This is a genomic window from Neorhizobium galegae (assembly GCF_017877135.1).
Taxonomy (GTDB): domain Bacteria; phylum Pseudomonadota; class Alphaproteobacteria; order Rhizobiales; family Rhizobiaceae; genus Neorhizobium; species Neorhizobium galegae_A.
Genome location: NZ_JAGIPH010000010.1, coordinates 1 through 17,344 on the forward strand (window position 1 = coordinate 1; position 17,344 = coordinate 17,344).

Here is a 17,344-nt window from a genome sequence, read left to right on the forward strand (position 1 = left end):
TGCGATGCCTTCATCCTCTTCCGTTCCTTTCCCAGCCAGGAAAATGCACCGGAAAACTCTAGCCAAAAATGGTCCAGTTTGAAGGGGTCAGATCACCGCAAGGTAAGCGAAGCCCTCGCAGCTTCGGATGTAGGTGATGTCCGTGACCCAGGCCTTGTCCGGAGCCGCCACGTCGAATTGCCGATCGAGCGTATTGTCGATAGCGACGGCAGGCCTGCCGCCATAGATGCCGGGACGGCGCTTGTAGCCAATCTGCGCCTTGATCCCCGCGAGACGGGTCAGACGCGCGATCCGGTTCGGGCAGCACATCTCTCCCTGGTCGATAAGGTCGTCGTGCAGCTTGCGATAACCGTAGACCTTGCCGCTCTCTTCCCATGCCTTTAGGAGCAGATCGGTCTGTCGCTTGTCCTCGTTGGCTCGCCTGCTCAGCGGGCTCTTCAACCAGGCGTAAAATCCACTGGGATGAACCCGCAGAAGGCGGCACATCGTCCGCACCGAAAACTGCAGGCGATGCAGGGCAATGAACGCTCAACTATCACTTTGCATCCCTGGCGAAATGCGCGGCTGCTTTTTTTAGGATGTCGCGCTCCTCCGTGACGCGAGCCAATTCCTTTTTCAGCCGCCTGATCTCCTCGGTCTCGTCGTTGCCCTTGGCATTCGAGGCCGCAAACTTCTTCCATTCATACAGGGAATGCTGGCTCACGCCGAGGCGTTGCGAAACCTCCGCAACCGGATAGCCTCGCTCCGTGATCTGACGCACAGAGTCGCGCTTAAATTCTTCGCTGAAATTCGATTTGCTCATGATGCTCTTCTTGCCTCAAAATTAGGAAAGAAGGCGTCTATAAATCTAGGGGCTATTCAAAGGCGCGGTCGAGAACACCAACGATCGAGCCAGGAAATGACTTTCGAGGGAAGTCGATCCGCTATCCATCAGCGATACCGATCTGGTCGAAGTCTGCAACCGGCTCAACAGCACGCCGCGCAATTGCCTTGGCTGTCGAACCCCAGCAGAAGTCTTGCGCAAGAAACTACTCGCTCAATTGAGGCATGCCGATTAGCTTCACCTTGCCCGCAAGTCGCACTTCAGCATGAACTGACAACTCATTGCGGCTCGGATTGAAGGCGGCAGCGTGTTCCGGGCAATCGATCGCTGGGCCAATGTTGCCAAGCGGGCGCTGGATCCAAAAGCCACCAACGACATCGTCAAGCAGCGCGCCGAGAGGGCCGGCCTCGATCCCAGAGGGTTCTCGGCACATGGGCTGCGCTCAGGCTACCTCACTGAAGCCGCCAATCGCGGCATCCCTCTGCCTGAAGCGATGGAGCAGTCACGGCATCGTTCGGTCCAGCAGGCCTCGGAATATTATAACACCGCCACCAGGCGCAGCGGCAGGGCCGCAAGGCTCCTTTAGGAAATGATGACCGAAAACATCTGATACGGCTGCATAAAAGCAGCTTTGACACATACCTGAGGTACCCGTTTGCACGGATCTTCACCCGCCGCAAAAGACAGGCGAAGATCCGACCGCCGGCCGGCCCTCGCCCATCTTGGCGCGTAGGTTACTGCGCAAGGCCCAGCATCTCGAGATGAGCGGCAGAGGCCTGGATCTGGCTCTTGTCGCGGATCTCGATGATCAGGCGCGGGTTCGACGTGATGACCGAGAGGCGGGCAAAGAGCGCACGCCAGTTGACGGTGCCATGACCGAGCGGCCAGTGACGGTCAGCAAAACCGTCGGCATCCTGCAGATGGACATGCTGCAGCAGGTTGCCGGCATCATGGGCGAAGTAATCGACCGGGGCCGCACCGGTGGAACCATGCGCGTAATGTGCGTGGCCGGTATCGATAGACAGCGCGAAGGCCGGCGAGTTGAAGTCTTCAACGAGACGGCGACGATCGGCGGGGTCCTTGTCCTCGATGTTTTCCAGCACGAAGACGCAGCCCTGGTTCTCGGCGCGCTTGACGGCGGCATCGAGCGTCTGGTGCGTCGCTTCCATCACGCGTTCGCGCTGCTCCGGCCAGTTGTCGAGATTGTTGTGCATCCAGGTCGTGTAAGGGCTGTGGATGACGATCTGGGTGATGTCGAGCGCGGCGGCTACGTCGAGCGCCTGCTCCATGCGGCGTGCCACGACGGCGCGGATATCCGGGTCGGCAGAGGCGACGTTCAGGCCCATGAAGGGGCCGTGCATGCCAAGCCGGCCCTGATGACCGTCGAGAAGCTGCTTCGCACCGTCCACCAGCGGCTGCCAGTCGCCGGAGAGAACCTCGGCCGGAACGAAATCCTGCAGTTCGAGATCGCGCGGCTTTTCCAGAAGCCAGTCGCGGTTCAGTTCAACGTCCTTCAACGTCATGGCGGCACCGAGGATGGGCAGTTCAGACATGGGTCAGTCCTTATGTTATCGAGCAAACATGCTGCTTGGGGAGGGAAATCAGGAAAGGGTCGGGTCCAGCCGGTCGCGCAGCCAGTCGCCGAGGAGTGAGACGCAAAGCGCCGTGACGGTGATGACGAAGGCCGGCGCCAGCATGATCCACGGCGCGGACGAGAGATATTCGCGTCCGAAGCCGACCATGTTGCCGAGCGAGGTGTCCGGCGGCTGGATGCCGAGCCCGAGGAAGGAAAGCCCGCTTTCCAGCAGGATGATCTCCGGGAAGGCGAGCGTCATCGAGACGATCAGGGTGGAGGCGATATTGGGCAGGATATGCCGGCCATAGAGGCGCCAGGGCGAAGCCCCCAGCTGATGCACGGCCGCCGCGTAACCATGCATCTTGCCGCTGATCGCAAGCCCACGGGCGATGCGCGCATAGCGTTCCCAAGCGTGAAAGCCCAGCAGGCAGACGAACAGCACCAGTGAATTGCCGAAGAAGGCGAGCACGGCGAGCGCCAGCACCAGGAAGGGAATGGCGGCGGAAAAATCCACCAGCGCCAGAACGGCCTGTTCGATGAGCCCGCGGAAATGCGCCGCGACGAAGCCGAGCGTCACCCCGATCACCGCGCCGATGATGGTGGCGCCGAAAGCAATCAGCAGGCTCATGCGGATCGAGGTGATGAGGCGCGACAGCACATCGCGGCCGAGTTCATCAGTGCCCAGCACATGAGCCCAGCTGCCCCCCATGAAGACCGGCAGGCTCAGCCGATTGCGCAGGTCCATCTGCGTGAAACGGTAGGGCGAGATCAGGTCGGCGGATAGGGCAATCGCGAGCATCAGAACGAGCCACAGGATCGCGATCACGATCAGGATCGGCATGCGGTTCGTGCTTCCAAAGCGCGACAGAAACCGAGCCATCAGCGAGCCGCCGGTTGTGGCGGAAGAAGAGGTGGTATCGACCATCAGAGGGCTCCTTCAGGAATGATGCGGCAGACGAGCGAACGACATCATCATCGGCGCGCGCCCCTCGCCTGGCCCTGCATGCGCGGATCGACGAGACCGTAGAGCACATCGACCACCATGTTCGCGGCCACCATGGTCATCGCGATCATCAGCACGATGGCCTGCACCACGGCGAGATCGCGATTGGCGACGGAGACCACCAGCAGGCGCCCGACACCCGGCCAGGAGAAGACGCTTTCCACCACGACGGCGCCCGCCACAAGGCCGCCCAGCATGAAGCCGATGATGGTGATGGTGGGGATCGCCGCATTCTGTAGCGCATGACGCCAGACCACTGCCGGCCAGGGCAGCCCCTTGGCGCTCGCCGTGCGGATATAGGACTGGCCGAGCACTTCCAGCATGGCGCTGCGGGTAAAGCGGGCCAGAAGTGCCGCTCCGCCGAAGCCCATGGTGGCAATCGGCAGGATGGCATTCAGCCAGCTGTCCTGACCGGCAGACGGCAGCCAGCCGAGATTGACGGAAAAGATCAGGACCAGCAGCATGGCAAGGATGAAGGACGGCACCGCAAAGCCCGTCACCGCCATCACCATCACGCAGCGGTCGATCAGCGAATTGCGATGCAGCGCCGCATGGACGCCGGCCGGAATGCCGACCGCGATATTGATGAGAAAGGCCGGAACTGTCAGCGACAGCGTCGAGGGCACCCGCTCCAGCACCACGGCGACGACGTCGCGCCCGTCGCGCATCGAGCGTCCGAGCTCGCCGCTGAACACGGCCTCGAAGAAGGCGAAATACTGGATCCACACCGGCTGATCGAGCCCCCAGGCCTTGCGGAAGGCATCGATGGCTTCCGGCGGTGCGTCTGCTCCCATGATCACCGTTGCCGGGTCGCCGGACATGCGCAGCACGACGAAGACGAAGGTGACGACCATCACGATGCTGACGGCAGCACGCAGCAGCCGGGAAAGAACGTAATGCAGCATCTCAGCAGGTCTCCAGCGAAGCGGGCGCGCGGGCAGAGGACGCTTCCCCATGCGCCACATGGCAGGCGACGCGGCGTCCATCGCTGGCGCGCGGCTTCAGGTCCGGCGTCTCAGTGCGGCAGGTGGCGGTCGCAACCGGACAGCGGGGATGGAAAGCGCAACCCGTCGGACGATTGGCCGGATTGGGCGGATCGCCCTGCAGGATCACGCGGCTTGCGGTCTTGCCGGGGTGCGGAATGGCCGAGACAAGTGCCTGCGTATAGGGGTGGGCCGGCTCGTGCAGCACCGCATCCGGCTCCCCCTCCTCCACGATCCGGCCGAGATACATCACCGCGACCCGGTGGCTGATCTGGCGCACGGCGCGCAGATCGTGGCTGACGAACAGCATGCCCATGCCGGAGCGTTCCTGCAGGTCCATCAAAAGGTTGAGCACCAGCGCCTGGATCGACACGTCGAGCGCACTGATCGGCTCGTCGCAGACGAGAAGATCCGGATTGGTCACCAGCGCCCGGGCAATCACGGCGCGCTGGCGCTGGCCGCCGGACAGGGATTGCGGATGGCGTCCGGCATGATGCGGCTGCAGACCGACCTCGGCCATCACGGCGGCGACCCGCTGCTCGCGTTCGGCTGGCGTTCCGATGCGGTGAATATCAAGCGGCTCGGCGATCTGCGTGCCTATGGTCAAGCGCTTATCCAGCGCTTGGAGCGGATCCTGATAGACCATCTGCATGCGGCGGCGTAAAGTGGCCCAGGCGGAAGTGCCGCTTCTGGGCATGGCAGCACCGTCGAAGCGCACGACACCTTCATCCGGCGGTTCGATGCCGAGCACCAGCCGCGCAGTCGTGGATTTGCCGCAGCCGGATTCGCCGACGAGACCCAGCGTCTCGCCGCGTGCGAGCTTGAGAGACACGCCGTCCACGGCGCGCACAGCCGTTGAGCGCCCCAAGAGCCCGCGGCGTATCATGTAGCTGCGGGCGAGATCGCACGCGTCCAACAGGTCGGCAGTACCGCCCGTCATTGCATCGCCCTCTCGCGGATAAAGGCAGACCGATCGCGCACCAGGTGAATATCAGCCTGGTAGGGCTTGGCAAATATGCAGGCTGCGTTGTGTTCGTCGGCCATGGGCAGCGCCGTCGGATCAACGTCGGTGCACAATTCGGTGGACAGTCCGCAGCGCGGGGCAAAGGCGCATCCCTTCGGCATGCGTGCCGCCTCCGGCACGCTGCCGGGAATGGCGACCAGCCTCTGCCGCGGGCCGGTCAGCGGCGGTAGCGAGCCAAGAAGGCCCCGGGTGTAGGGATGGCTCGGATGGCTGAACATCCGCTCGCTCGGCGCCTCTTCCACGATGCGGCCGGCATACATGACGGCAATGCGCGAGCAGGTTTCCGAGACGACCCCGAGATCATGCGAGATCAGCACCATCGCCATGCCGGTGTCGCGGCGAAGCGTGGTCAGCAGATCGAGGATCTGCGCCTGAATGGTGACATCGAGCGCCGTGGTCGGCTCGTCGGCTACCAGCAATTCCGGTTCGCCGGCCAGTGCCATGGCAATCATCACACGCTGGTTCTGACCTCCGGAAAGTTCATGCGGGTAGGCATTGAACCGGTTCTTCGCATCGGGAATGCCGACCTGATCCATCAGGCGGATGACCTCGGCCCTCGCCTGCTCGCCCTTCATGCGACGATGTAACGTCAGGGCCTCCCCGATCTGCCGCCCGATCCGGTGGACGGGATTGAGGCTTGCTGCCGGATCCTGGAAGATCATGGCAATCCGGCCGCCACGCACCGGCTCGAGCCGTGCCTTCGGAGCGCCGAGGATGTCCTTGCCATCCAGCCAGACGGAGCCGCGCACGGTGGCAGACGCCGGCAAGAGCCCAAGGGCTGCAAGCCAGGTCACCGATTTCCCGCAACCGGATTCTCCAACCAGCCCGACCGCCTCGCCGCGCTCGACGGACAGGTTGATGCCGCGAAGCGCCATCGATCGTCCAAACGCAACCGATAGGTTTTCGATCTCGATGAAGGCCATCAGTTCACGCGCTCCAGTTATGACGGCGGAAATCCATCACGAAGGACTGGGCGGGCGTCCACTTGATGTCGGCACGCTTGGCGGTGAAGGAGGCGTTGCGGTGCAGGACCACATAGGCCGGATCTTCGATCTCGATGATCTGCAGCATGCGGCGCCAGACGGCGATGCGGCGCGCCTTGTCCGTGCTGCTGCCGAGTTCCTGCGACAGCTTTCCGAATTCCTCGTTGCGCCACTGATTGCTCTTCCAGGGCGAGCCGAGCGGGCCCCAGGAGCCGGACATCTGGACGTAAGGATCGGGCAGGCTGGCGGCGGCCGACCAGTCGTGAATGCCACGGGTTTCCGGGCCGCCTTCCTGAATCTGGCCCCAGTTTTCGACCATCTGCAGCTTGATGTTGAGGCCGACGGCGCGCCAGTTTTCCGTGTTGATCTGCGCAGTCGCGGTCTGGGCGGTATAATAGTCGTTCAGCACACGGTAAGGGATCGGCTCGCCGTTATAGCCGGCCTTGCGCAGAAGCATGCGCGCCTTGTCCGGATCATAGGCGGGGTTCTCGTGGTCGGTGATGTAGAAATCGCCGTAGAAGGACCACTGCAGGCCGCGCGGCACCTCGGTGCGCCCGCTCCACAGCGCTTCGACGATCAGGTTGCGGTCGACGGAATGGGTCAGCGCCTGGCGGATCAGCGGGTTGGCGAGCACCGGATGCGACTTGTTGAAGACCGTGTAACGCGTGTTGTTGATCGGTCCGCCGACCACCTTGAAGCGCTTGTCGGCTTCAACGGTCGCAATCTGGTCCGGGGGGATATCGCAGGCAAAATCCGCACCGCCCGAGCGCAGCAGGTTGATACGCGATGCCGTCTCCGGCGTTTCAACGAAGCGGACCTGGCGCAGCGGCGGGCGGCCTTCCCAATGATCGTCGAAAGCGGAAAGTGTCAGCACGGAATCCGGCTTGTAGTCCGTGATCACATAGGGACCCGTCGTGATCGGCTTGCGTGCCCAGTCCATCCAGCTCTTGGATTCCATGAAGGCCCGCTTGCTGACGATCATGCCGATGGCTGCCGAGAGGCGGCCTTCCAGAACCGGGTCGATCGAGGAATTGTGCATGCGGATCTTGTGCGGCCCGAGCACTTCGATGCGCTCGAAGGCCGGAAGGGCCTGCCGCGCCACGACCTTGACGTTATCCGGAACCTCGACCGTGCTGCCACCCCACATCCGCTCCGGACCATAGGAGAAGGCCACGTCTTCGGCGGTCATCACATCGCCATTGTGGAACTTGACGCCTTCGCGCAGGTCCACGTCCACGGTCATGTCGTCGACGCGCTTCCAGGACGTGGCAAGCTGCGGCTGCAGCGCCATGTCGCCGATCCAGTTGTTGCCGATCAGCGTTTCGGCATAGCTTGTATAGATGCGGGTGCCGACATTCGACTGTTCCGTCAGCATCTCCAGCGTGTTGGAGTTGGAGATGCGCTGCACGGCAACAGTGACAGCCGGGCGATCGCCGGACTGTGCGGCGGCAAATCGCGGCATGGCAAGGGCGGCCGTGGATGCGGCCGACAGGGAAAGAAGATGGCGACGGGTGATTCCAGTCATTTTCTTGGCCTTCTGAAAATGGCAAGCAAAAGGGACGAGCCGCAAGAACGCGGCAACCCGCGTCCGGCGTGTTCAAGCGTCGGCGACAAAGAGACGATGATGTTCGTTGTCCGGCGGGAAACGCACACGCTTCATGTGCCCCGCCGCATGCGAATTTCTTAAGCGGTCATTGTGAAGTGCGCATGACAGCTGTAGGTACAGCTAGTGAAATTCAGGGGTTGGGGCAATTGATGGAGCCGCAGTGGTTCAGAGTCTATGAGGCCGTGAAGAAGGCCATTCTGGTGGGAGAATTGCAGGCCGGCGGCAAGGTGCCGCCTGAATTCGATCTGTCGGAGGAATATGGCGTCAGCCGCAACACGGTTCGGCGCGCCTATCTGGCGCTGTCGCAGGAGGGCCTGATCCGCAGCGTGAACGGGCGCGGCTCCTTCGTGATGCAAAGAGGAATGACCTATGAGGTGGAGGCCACCTCGCGCTTTCGCGACGTGCTGGACCGGCAGGGCGTGCGCTCCGCCGTGAAGCTTCTGGACAGCGAGTACACGAAAGCCGACGAAGAGATTGCCCGCATCCTGAAGGTTGAACCCGGCCACCCGCTCCTGCGGGCCACCGATCTGATCCTGGGCGACGACGTGCCGTTCATCCTGACGGTTCGCCACATTCGTGCGGATCTGATCGAGGATCTCGAGCGAAAGCTGAAAGAGGCCAACTCGCTGACGCTGGTCGCGCGCCGCGAGGGTCTCGGGCAATTGCGACGTGTCTCGACCACCGTCGAAGCGCGGCTGCCGACGGAGCGCGAGGCAAGCCTGTTGCAGAGCCCCGCCAATGCACCGGTGCTGCTGGTGCACTCGGCGGGGGGGATCGACAACGGCGTTCTGCTCGAATGCCAGAAGGCCGTCATGAACAGCCAGCGCATCCGGCTGTCTTTTCGAAGTGGCGAGCAGGGATAAACAGAGCGCAACTGGGCTCGTGTCGCTTGAGGACCAATCGACATTCAGCGTCACCAGGTTGTCGGGGCTGCGAGGTTGACGAATCCCTCGCAGTGAATGGTCCTGCGGTCGTAGCGGATGCCCAAGCGGCGGACGTACTTCATTCGGTTGAAGCACCGCTCGATGCGATTGGGATGTCTGTAGATGACGAATGATCGACCACCACCCGGCAATGTCGCCGCCGATCAACCAGTGCGCCGGCCCGGCGACTGTCGGGGAAGTCAACATTCGTTTGACATTCGTTTAAATTTCGCTTCTCATGCTATTAGTTTCGCGTCTACACAGAACTATCGCACGGAGGGGTAATGAGCGTGCATCTGTGCCGGGACGCTGAACGGTTACTCGCAGGCGGTTAGGGTGCCTCAAGCTCTGGATGGGCAAGGGATCTGGAGAAGCGAATTTTGCCCGGCACCCCCATTCGGTAAGTGCCAGGCGGTTATCTAAATTGAAAGCGGTATGTCGCCGGGTTGGGAGGCCTGACGCATATGTTGGAATTACGCAGTCTTTCGAAGGTTGTCGCGGGGGATACGCATATCCACCCGACGACATTGACGCTGCAGCGCGGTTCGCTGAATGTGCTGCTGGGGCCGACGCTGTCAGGCAAGACGTCTCTGATGCGGTTGATGGCAGGTCTGGACAAGCCCACGTCCGGCCAATTGTATTTCGACGGCAAGGATGTGACCGGCGTTCGGGTGCAGGACCGCTCCGTCGCCATGGTCTATCAGCAATTCATCAATTATCCGGCGCTCACCGTATACGAGAATATCGCCTCTCCGTTGCGCATTCGGAAGTTGAACAATCAGGAGGTCGACCGGCAGGTGCGTCGGGCGGCCGACCTTTTGAAGCTCACACCTTATCTGGAGCGGACGCCGCTCAACCTTTCAGGCGGGCAGCAGCAGCGCACCGCGCTTGCCCGCGCGATCGTCAAGCAGGCAAGCCTCGTGCTGCTGGATGAACCCTTGGCCAATCTCGATTACAAGCTGCGTGAGGAACTGCGCGAGGAGCTCCCGAAGATCTTTGCCGAGTCCGGCGCCATCTTCGTTTATGCAACAACCGAACCGTCCGAAGCCCTGCTGCTCGGCGGGAATACGGCGACCCTGTCGGAAGGCCGCATTACCCAGTTCGGCCCGACGATTGAGGTCTATCGTCGCCCGCAAGATCTGAAGACGGCAAGAACCTTCGCCGATCCCCCGCTCAACACGGTGGAGGCGGAGCGCCGGGGTGAGGATTTCCTCATCATGAGCGGTCAGAGCATTACCGTTCCCTCTCATCTTGCCAATGTGCCGCAGGGGCCTGTGACGCTCGCCTTCCAGCCGCACCACCTGTCTCCTGATGGCGACCGCGCAGACGCAAGCGCTCTTAAAGTCCGCTCGATGATTTCGGAAATTTCGGGATCGGAAAGTTTTGTTCATCTCGACATCGGCGAGGCCCGCTGGGTCATGCTCGCTCATGGCATTCATGAGGTGGAGGCAGATCAGCAGGTTACCGTCTATCTCGACAGACGGCATTTGATGGCCTTCGACGCTGCAGGCCGCACCGTCGGCAGGGAGGCGTGAATGGCACGCATTTCACTCGATCATCTTCGCCACGCCTATGGCCCGAAGGGGCTCGCAAACCCGGTCTATGCCCTGAAGGAGGTTCATCACGATTTCGAGGACGGCGGCGCTTACGCCCTGCTCGGCCCTTCCGGTTGCGGCAAGACCACGCTTCTCAACATCATCTCCGGCCTTCTGCAGCCCTCGGAGGGCCGCATCCTGTTCGGCGAAACGGATGTCACCAACCTTCCGACGGAAGCGCGCAACATCGCGCAGGTCTTCCAGTTCCCGGTCGTCTACGACACGATGACCGTCCATGACAACCTCGCCTTTCCGCTCAGAAATCGCCATGTGCCAGATGCGGAAATCGATGCCCGCGTGCGTGCGATCCTCAAAATGATCGATCTGGAGAGCTGGGCGAACCGCAAGGCCCGCGGCCTCACAGCCGACCAGAAGCAGAAGATCTCGCTCGGCCGCGGCCTCGTGCGGTCCGATGTCAATGCGATCCTGTTCGACGAACCACTCACCGTCATCGATCCGCATATGAAGTGGGTGCTGCGCACGCAGCTGAAGCAGCTTCACCGTCAATTCGGTTTCACCATGGTCTATGTCACGCATGATCAGACGGAGGCGCTGACTTTTGCCGACAAGGTGGTGGTGATGTATGATGGCCAGATCGTTCAGATCGGCACGCCGGCGGAATTGTTCGACAGGCCCAAGCACACCTTTGTGGGCTATTTCATCGGCTCTCCGGGGATGAATGTTTTGGCCGCAGGCCTGGACGGTTCGGAAGCCGTCATTGGCGACATGCGCATCGCCCTGTCGGGTATGCCGGTGCTTGCGGGCGCCATGAAAACAGAACTCGGCATCCGCCCTGAATTCCTGTCGCTCGCTCGCGAGGGGCTGCCCGTTACCATTCGCAAGGTGGAGGATATTGGCCGGCAGAAGATTGTCCGAGCTTCGTTCTCGGGTCAGCCGATTTCGCTGGTGCTGCGGGAAGATCAGGAAATACCGGCCGACGCAATGCTGCGTTTCGACCCCGCCGCGATCCATATCTATGCCGATAGCTGGCGGGTGGATTACGCCATGAGCGGGAGGGCGTGACCCATGGACAAGACCTGGAACAACAAGGCCTGGTTTCTCGTGCTGCCGGTGCTGCTGCTCGTGGCGTTTTCCGCAGTTATACCGCTGATGACCGTGGTGAACTATTCGGTTCAGGATACCTTCGGAAATAACGAATTCTTCTGGGCAGGCACCGATTGGTTTACGCAGACGCTCCATTCGGATCGCTTCTGGGCCGCCCTCTGGCGCAACCTCGTCTTCTCGATGATTATCCTGGCAATCGAGATTCCGCTCGGTATCTTCATCGCGCTCAACATGCCGAAAAAGGGCCTTGGCGTGCCGGTGTGCCTGGTGCTGATGGCACTGCCGCTGCTCATTCCGTGGAATGTGGTCGGCACAATCTGGCAGGTATTCGGGCGCGTCGATATCGGCCTGCTCGGCCACACGCTGGCAGCCATGGGCATTGATTACAACTACGTTCAGAATGCTACCCATGCCTGGATTACCATCATCGTGATGGACGTCTGGCACTGGACGAGCCTCGTCGTGTTGCTGTGCTATGCCGGTCTCGTCTCCATTCCCGATGCCTATTACCAGGCTGCCCGCATCGATGGCGCGTCACGCTTCTCGGTCTTTCGATACATCCAACTGCCGAAGATGAAGCGGGTTCTGTTGATTGCCGTCCTGCTGCGCTTCATGGACAGTTTCATGATCTATACCGAGCCCTTCGTGGTGACGGGCGGCGGGCCGGGCAATGCCACGACCTTCCTCTCCATCGATCTGGTGAAGATGGCGGTCGGCCAGTTCGACCTCGGGCCTGCTGCGGCCATGTCGATCATCTACTTCCTGATCATCCTTTTGCTTTCCTGGGTCTTTTACACCGTGATGACCCAGAGCGACGCTGCCGATACCGGCGTGCCGAAGGGAGAATGAGCCATGCATGAGACCCGCTCGCTTCGCTCCGGCCTGATCCTGACACTTTATATCGTCTTCCTGCTGTTGCCGATCTACTGGCTCGTCAACATGAGCTTCAAGGAAAACAGCGAGATCGTCGGGGCGTTTTCGCTCTGGCCGACACAACCGACGCTGCGCAATTACAGCGTCATTTTTTCCGATCCGTCCTGGTATGGTGGCTATATCAACTCCATCACCTATGTGGCGATGAACACGGTGATATCCGTGCTGGCGGCCCTCCCCGCAGCCTACGCCTTTTCGCGCTATCGGTTTCTGGGCGACAGCCATCTGTTCTTCTGGCTGCTGACCAACCGCATGGCACCGCCGGCCGTGTTCGCCCTGCCCTTCTTCCAGCTCTACTCCGCCTTCGGCCTGATCGACACGCATATTGCGGTGGCCATTGCCCATTGCCTGTTCAACGTGCCGCTGGCGGTGTGGATCCTGGAAGGCTTCATGTCCGGGGTGCCGAAGGAAATCGACGAGACCGCCTATATCGACGGCTATTCATTTCCGAAGTTCTTCGTGAAGATCTTCATGCCGCTGATCGCCTCCGGCATCGGGGTGGCGGCCTTCTTCTGCTTCATGTTCTCGTGGGTGGAACTGCTGATCGCGCGGACGCTGACGACGACAGATGCCAAGCCGATCGCAGCGACAATGACGCGCACGGTCTCCGCCTCCGGTATGGACTGGGGCGTGCTGGCGGCAGCCGGCGTGCTGACCATCATCCCCGGCGCCCTCGTCATCTATTTCGTCCGCAACTACATCGCCAAGGGCTTTGCCCTCGGTCGCGTGTGAGAGGAGGTTCCGATGGACTTTTCCTGGATGGCCTGGACGCTGCCGACGGCGCTCTTCTTCATCGTAATCTTCTGCCTGATCGCCGCCATGGGCGTTTGGGAATTTGTTAGGCCGGGCGGCAGCCCGCGCGTGGGTATCCTGCGCTTTGAGACGACGCGTGGCGACCGCCTGTTCATCTCGCTGCTGGGATCTGCCTTCATTCATCTTGCCTGGCTCGGCCTTGGGGGGCCGAACCTATGGTGGGCTCTTGCCCTGTCCGTGGTCTACGCCATCGGCGTATTCCGCTTCGTCTAGGGCCGGATTGCCGGTGCAGGCGGCGGGAGGCTGCCTGTTCCGGATTGGACGGAAACTGCATTCGCAAACTTCGGGAGGATGACTATGCGAAAGCAACTTTTGACCACGACCGCAGCCTTGCTGCTGGCAACCAGCGGCGCGGCATTTGCCGACATGAACGCCGCCAAGTCCTTCCTGGACAAGGAGATCAAGGACATGTCCGTCCTCGATCGTGCCGCCCAGGAGAAGGAAATGCAGTGGTTCATCGATGCGGCAAAACCCTTTGCCGGCATGGACATCAAGGTGGTCTCGGAAACGATTACCACCCATGAATACGAATCCAAGGTGCTGGCACCCGCCTTCACCGCGATCACCGGCATCAAGATCACGCATGATCTGATCGGCGAAGGCGACGTCGTCGAAAAGCTGCAGACGCAGATGCAGTCCAAGGAGAATATCTATGACGCTTACGTCAATGACTCCGACCTTATCGGAACCCATTGGCGTTACAAGCAGGTCCGCAACCTGACGGAATGGATGGCGAACGAAGGCAAGGCGGTCACCAATCCGAACCTCGATATCAACGACTTCATCGGCAAGTCCTTCACCACCGCGCCGGACGGAAAGCTCTACCAGCTGCCAACTCAGCAATTCGCCAACCTTTATTTCTTCCGCTACGACTGGTTCAACGACGCGAAGAACAAGGCCGATTTCAAGGCAAAATACGGCTATGATCTCGGCGTGCCGGTCAACTGGTCGGCCTATGAGGATATCGCCGAGTTCTTCACCGGCCGCGAGATCGGTGGCAAAAAGGTCTATGGACACATGGACTACGGCAAGAAGGACCCCTCGCTTGGCTGGCGCTTCACCGATGCCTGGCTTTCCATGGCCGGCAACGGCGACAAGGGCATTCCGAACGGCCTGCCGGTCGATGAATGGGGTATCAAGGTTGATGAAAAGTCACGCCCTGTTGGCTCTTGCGTCGCGCGCGGTGGCGACACCAATGGCCCGGCTGCGGTCTACTCCATAGAAAAGTATCTCGACTGGATGAAGAAATACGCGCCTCCGGCTGCCCAGGGCATGACCTTCTCGGAATCCGGGCCAGTGCCGTCCCAGGGCGAAATCGCCCAGCAGATGTTCACATACACCGCCTTTACCGCGGATTTCGTGAAGCCGGGCCTGCCCGTCGTTAACGAGGACGGCACTCCCAAGTGGCGTTTTGCTCCAAGCCCGCATGGCGTTTACTGGAAGGACGGAATGAAGCTCGGTTATCAGGACGCCGGTTCCTGGACGCTGATGAAGTCCACGCCGGAGGACCGCGCCAAGGCGGCTTGGCTTTATGCCCAGTTCGTCACGTCGAAGACCGTGGATGTCAAGAAGAGCCATGTCGGCCTGACCTTCATTCGCCAGTCCACCCTTGATCACAAGTCGTTCACCGAACGTGCGCCGAAACTCGGCGGTCTGGTCGAGTTCTACCGCTCGCCGGCGCGTCTGCAGTGGTCGCCGACCGGCACCAATGTCCCCGATTATCCGAAGCTCGCCCAGCTGTGGTGGCAGGCGATCGGTGATGCATCCTCCGGTGCGAAGACCGCGCAGGCAGCTATGGATTCGCTGTGCGCCGAACAGGAAAAGGTGCTGCAGCGTCTGGAACGTGCGGGCGTGCAGGGCGATATCGGCCCGAAACTCGCCGAAGAGCACGATCTTGCTTACTGGAACAAGGATGCCGTGGCCAAGGGTCACCTTGCTCCGCAGCTGAAGATCGCCAACGAGAAGGAAAAGCCGGTCACTGTTAATTACGACGAACTGGTCAAGAGCTGGCAGAAGAAATAACGCTCTGCCCCCCAAAAAGGCCCGAGCCGCCCCTTGCCGGGCGGCTCGGAGGCTGCCTCGACAAGAGGGGGATCACATCGGCAACATAAACCTAACGGAATGTGAGGCCCGCTGTGCGATCAGTGGGCATGGCAGATCGAGATCCCCTCCACCGTCGCATCGCTTTCCCGCTGAGGTCATTGCTCACGTGCAGCTCTATTTCCGTTTCCCTCTCCGTCTGGGAATGGTGGAGGACCTGCTGGCTGCCCGTGGGATCATCGTCTCGCTTCGGACGGTCCGGCTTTGGGTGGCGAAATTCGGGCGAACCATCGCCAACGAGATCCCGTCTACGCTCGTCCGGTCGGCTTGGTGACAAATGCAATGGCCGCAGGCGTTCGTGGCGATTTCAGCGAGATCGAGCGCGTTCTCAAATTCTCAGGGCATTCCCTTCGCGCGGGCTTAGCCTCCTCCGCTGAGGTAGACGAGCGTTACCTCCAAAAAGCAGCTCGGTCATGCTGCAGCGGAGATGACACGCAAATATCAGCGCCGCCGGAATCGCTTCCGCGTGAATCTGACCAAGGCATCAGGATTTAGTTGGCCCCTCCCCTAATCCGGAGTGAAATCGCGAGGGAGATTTCAGTGCCGAATTCCTCGCTTAGGGGTTCCAGCACCGAAGATGCCGATTGATACAACGTTTCCGAACCAAAAAAGAAAAGAGGAAGCGGACAGCATCGCGCCAGCGGCAAGATAGTACCACTGCCCCAAGGAATAGCAGGTACGCCCCTCCTACGGCAAGAGCGATACCGATAGTTACCAGAATAAGCGAGAAAAGGCAAAGAAGACCGGATGCGAGCACGTTCGTTGAACCGAGCTCACCCGTTGCGGGGACAGCGACAACCAAGTTTAGGACCTATTAAGATGTTGAACTAAGATGCGATCGGCAGTCTGCGCAATCACTGGCCCGTAGCTGCGAAGATGGCATTGGTCGGGGCCGGAGCGATCGCCGCCGTACTGGGTTCGCCCATACCACCGGGTGGTTCCGAACTCGGGACTAGATGAACCTCAATATCGGGAGTTGCCCGATGGCGCAGCACGCGATAAGTATCGAAGTTACCCTGCGCCACTCGGCCAGCTTTGAAGGTGATTTGTCCAAAGGGCGGCCGACAGCCCGAAAATCACGCCCCCTTCGATCTGGGCGGCGATGGTATCAGGATTGATCGCTATGCCGCAGTCGACGGCGCAGAACACGCGCTCTGCCTTCAGCTTGCCGTCGCCACCGATCGATACGTCGACGACTTGTGCGAGGTACGACCCGAAGCCCTCGATTACGGAGACGCCCTTGCCCGAGCCAAGCCGCTCTCCCCAGCCCGCCCTCTCAGCGGCGGTCGCCAGGTCTTCTGTCGAAGCCGTCTCTACGAGCTGGCCGTAAGCCAGTTTGCGATTGGACGGCCGATGTACTACCGCACCGCTCTCTGTGAAGCAGTCCGATGGATCGCTCTTCCACAGCCGGGCTGCCGACGAAATCATCATTTGCCGTGCCGCGGCTCCCGCTTGCCGTAGCGGCATATACCAGGCGCGCACGGAAGTGGACCCCCTGGTCGCCTGGAAAGTAAAGACGGGGTTCGCATATTCTGCCGACACTCCCGAATGCTCGACCCTCACATCGCCGATTGGAACATCGAGCTCGTCAGCGAGGATCATCGCGAAGGCGGTCTAGATTCCCTGGCCCATTTCGACAGACGGCATCGTGATAATGACTTTGCCACGCCCGTCGACGCGGATGAATGCATTGGCCTTGAAAGAGACGACCGTTTTATCCTTATCGGAGGAGGTTCGACTGAACACGACGGGAGGTAACGCCGTATTCGGGACACCTGCAACCTCGGGCCTGACCATGTGCGGTGACGACGATCACAGCGGGTCTGTGATGCACTGCCTCCACGTTCAACTCGACGGGCATTAAATCGGAAGGCTGACAATAGGCTCGCATGGCGCTGATACTCCTTCAAGAACAAG

At 60.9% G+C, this 17,344-nt stretch carries 14 protein-coding genes and 4 pseudogenes; 10 read left to right on the forward strand and 8 right to left on the reverse strand.

Annotated features, from left to right (window positions below; genetic code table 11):
• Positions 1-90: 90 nt before the first annotated feature.
• Positions 91-802 (reverse strand): annotated as a pseudogene (locus J2858_RS21445) (IS3 family transposase); the annotation flags it as partial.
• Positions 803-860: 58 nt separating this feature from the next.
• Here J2858_RS21445 and J2858_RS24160 point away from each other — a divergent pair.
• Both J2858_RS24160 and J2858_RS21450 read left to right on the forward strand, forming a co-directional pair.
• Positions 861-1,058 (forward strand): annotated as a pseudogene (locus J2858_RS24160) (IS30 family transposase); the annotation flags it as partial.
• Between the two features lie 42 nt (positions 1,059-1,100).
• Positions 1,101-1,409: pseudogene (locus J2858_RS21450) on the forward strand (tyrosine-type recombinase/integrase); the annotation flags it as partial.
• A gap of 148 nt (positions 1,410-1,557) precedes the next feature.
• On the opposite strand, the gene J2858_RS21455 reads toward J2858_RS21450, so the two are convergent.
• The 6 genes from J2858_RS21455 to J2858_RS21480 form a co-directional block, all read right to left on the reverse strand.
• The gene (locus J2858_RS21455; protein WP_210106913.1) at positions 1,558-2,376 is read right to left on the reverse strand and encodes a sugar phosphate isomerase/epimerase family protein; all 819 of its coding nucleotides are present in this window, start codon (positions 2,374-2,376) and stop codon (positions 1,558-1,560) included.
• 48 nt (positions 2,377-2,424) lie between these two features.
• Complete coding sequence (locus J2858_RS21460; RefSeq protein WP_432443390.1) at positions 2,425-3,240, reverse strand: ABC transporter permease; 816 nt, start codon at positions 3,238-3,240, stop codon at positions 2,425-2,427.
• A 131-nt stretch (positions 3,241-3,371) separates the two neighbouring features.
• Entirely contained in the window at positions 3,372-4,307 is a 936-nt protein-coding gene (locus tag J2858_RS21465; protein ID WP_210106914.1) for an ABC transporter permease, read from the reverse strand.
• 1 nt (position 4,308) lies between these two features.
• Entirely contained in the window at positions 4,309-5,325 is a 1,017-nt protein-coding gene (locus J2858_RS21470; RefSeq protein ID WP_210106915.1) for an ABC transporter ATP-binding protein, read from the reverse strand.
• Positions 5,322-6,332, reverse strand: coding sequence for an ABC transporter ATP-binding protein (locus J2858_RS21475; RefSeq protein ID WP_210106916.1), 1,011 nt, complete (start codon positions 6,330-6,332; stop codon positions 5,322-5,324). Before J2858_RS21475 ends, J2858_RS21470 begins: the two co-directional genes overlap by 4 nt.
• 4 nt (positions 6,333-6,336) lie before the next feature.
• On the reverse strand, positions 6,337-7,917 hold the full coding sequence (locus J2858_RS21480) for an ABC transporter substrate-binding protein (RefSeq protein WP_210106917.1): 1,581 nt from the start codon (positions 7,915-7,917) through the stop codon (positions 6,337-6,339).
• Positions 7,918-8,099: 182 nt separating this feature from the next.
• Here J2858_RS21480 and J2858_RS21485 point away from each other — a divergent pair, with 182 nt between their 5' ends.
• The 8 genes and pseudogenes from J2858_RS21485 to J2858_RS24165 all read left to right on the forward strand — a co-directional run.
• Entirely contained in the window at positions 8,100-8,861 is a 762-nt protein-coding gene (locus J2858_RS21485; RefSeq protein ID WP_210106918.1) for a GntR family transcriptional regulator, read from the forward strand.
• A gap of 524 nt (positions 8,862-9,385) precedes the next feature.
• A complete protein-coding gene (locus J2858_RS21495; protein WP_210106920.1) occupies positions 9,386-10,456 on the forward strand; it encodes an ABC transporter ATP-binding protein in 1,071 nt (356 codons plus the stop codon).
• Complete coding sequence (locus J2858_RS21500) at positions 10,457-11,539, forward strand: ABC transporter ATP-binding protein (RefSeq protein ID WP_210106921.1); 1,083 nt, start codon at positions 10,457-10,459, stop codon at positions 11,537-11,539.
• Between the two features lie 3 nt (positions 11,540-11,542).
• Positions 11,543-12,430, forward strand: a complete 888-nt coding sequence (locus J2858_RS21505) for a carbohydrate ABC transporter permease (protein ID WP_210106922.1) — start codon at positions 11,543-11,545, stop codon at positions 12,428-12,430.
• A 3-nt stretch (positions 12,431-12,433) separates the two neighbouring features.
• Complete coding sequence (locus J2858_RS21510) at positions 12,434-13,246, forward strand: carbohydrate ABC transporter permease (RefSeq protein WP_210106923.1); 813 nt, start codon at positions 12,434-12,436, stop codon at positions 13,244-13,246.
• Positions 13,247-13,258: 12 nt separating this feature from the next.
• Complete coding sequence (locus J2858_RS21515; RefSeq protein ID WP_210106924.1) at positions 13,259-13,540, forward strand: DUF2160 domain-containing protein; 282 nt, start codon at positions 13,259-13,261, stop codon at positions 13,538-13,540.
• An 84-nt stretch (positions 13,541-13,624) separates the two neighbouring features.
• Entirely contained in the window at positions 13,625-15,349 is a 1,725-nt protein-coding gene (locus J2858_RS21520; RefSeq protein WP_210106925.1) for an ABC transporter substrate-binding protein, read from the forward strand.
• A 128-nt stretch (positions 15,350-15,477) separates the two neighbouring features.
• Positions 15,478-15,705: pseudogene (locus J2858_RS24165) on the forward strand (IS6 family transposase); the annotation flags it as partial.
• A gap of 733 nt (positions 15,706-16,438) precedes the next feature.
• Here J2858_RS24165 and J2858_RS21525 read toward each other — a convergent pair.
• Complete coding sequence (locus tag J2858_RS21525; RefSeq protein ID WP_210106926.1) at positions 16,439-17,029, reverse strand: molybdopterin cofactor-binding domain-containing protein; 591 nt, start codon at positions 17,027-17,029, stop codon at positions 16,439-16,441.
• Positions 17,030-17,344: the final 315 nt, after the last annotated feature.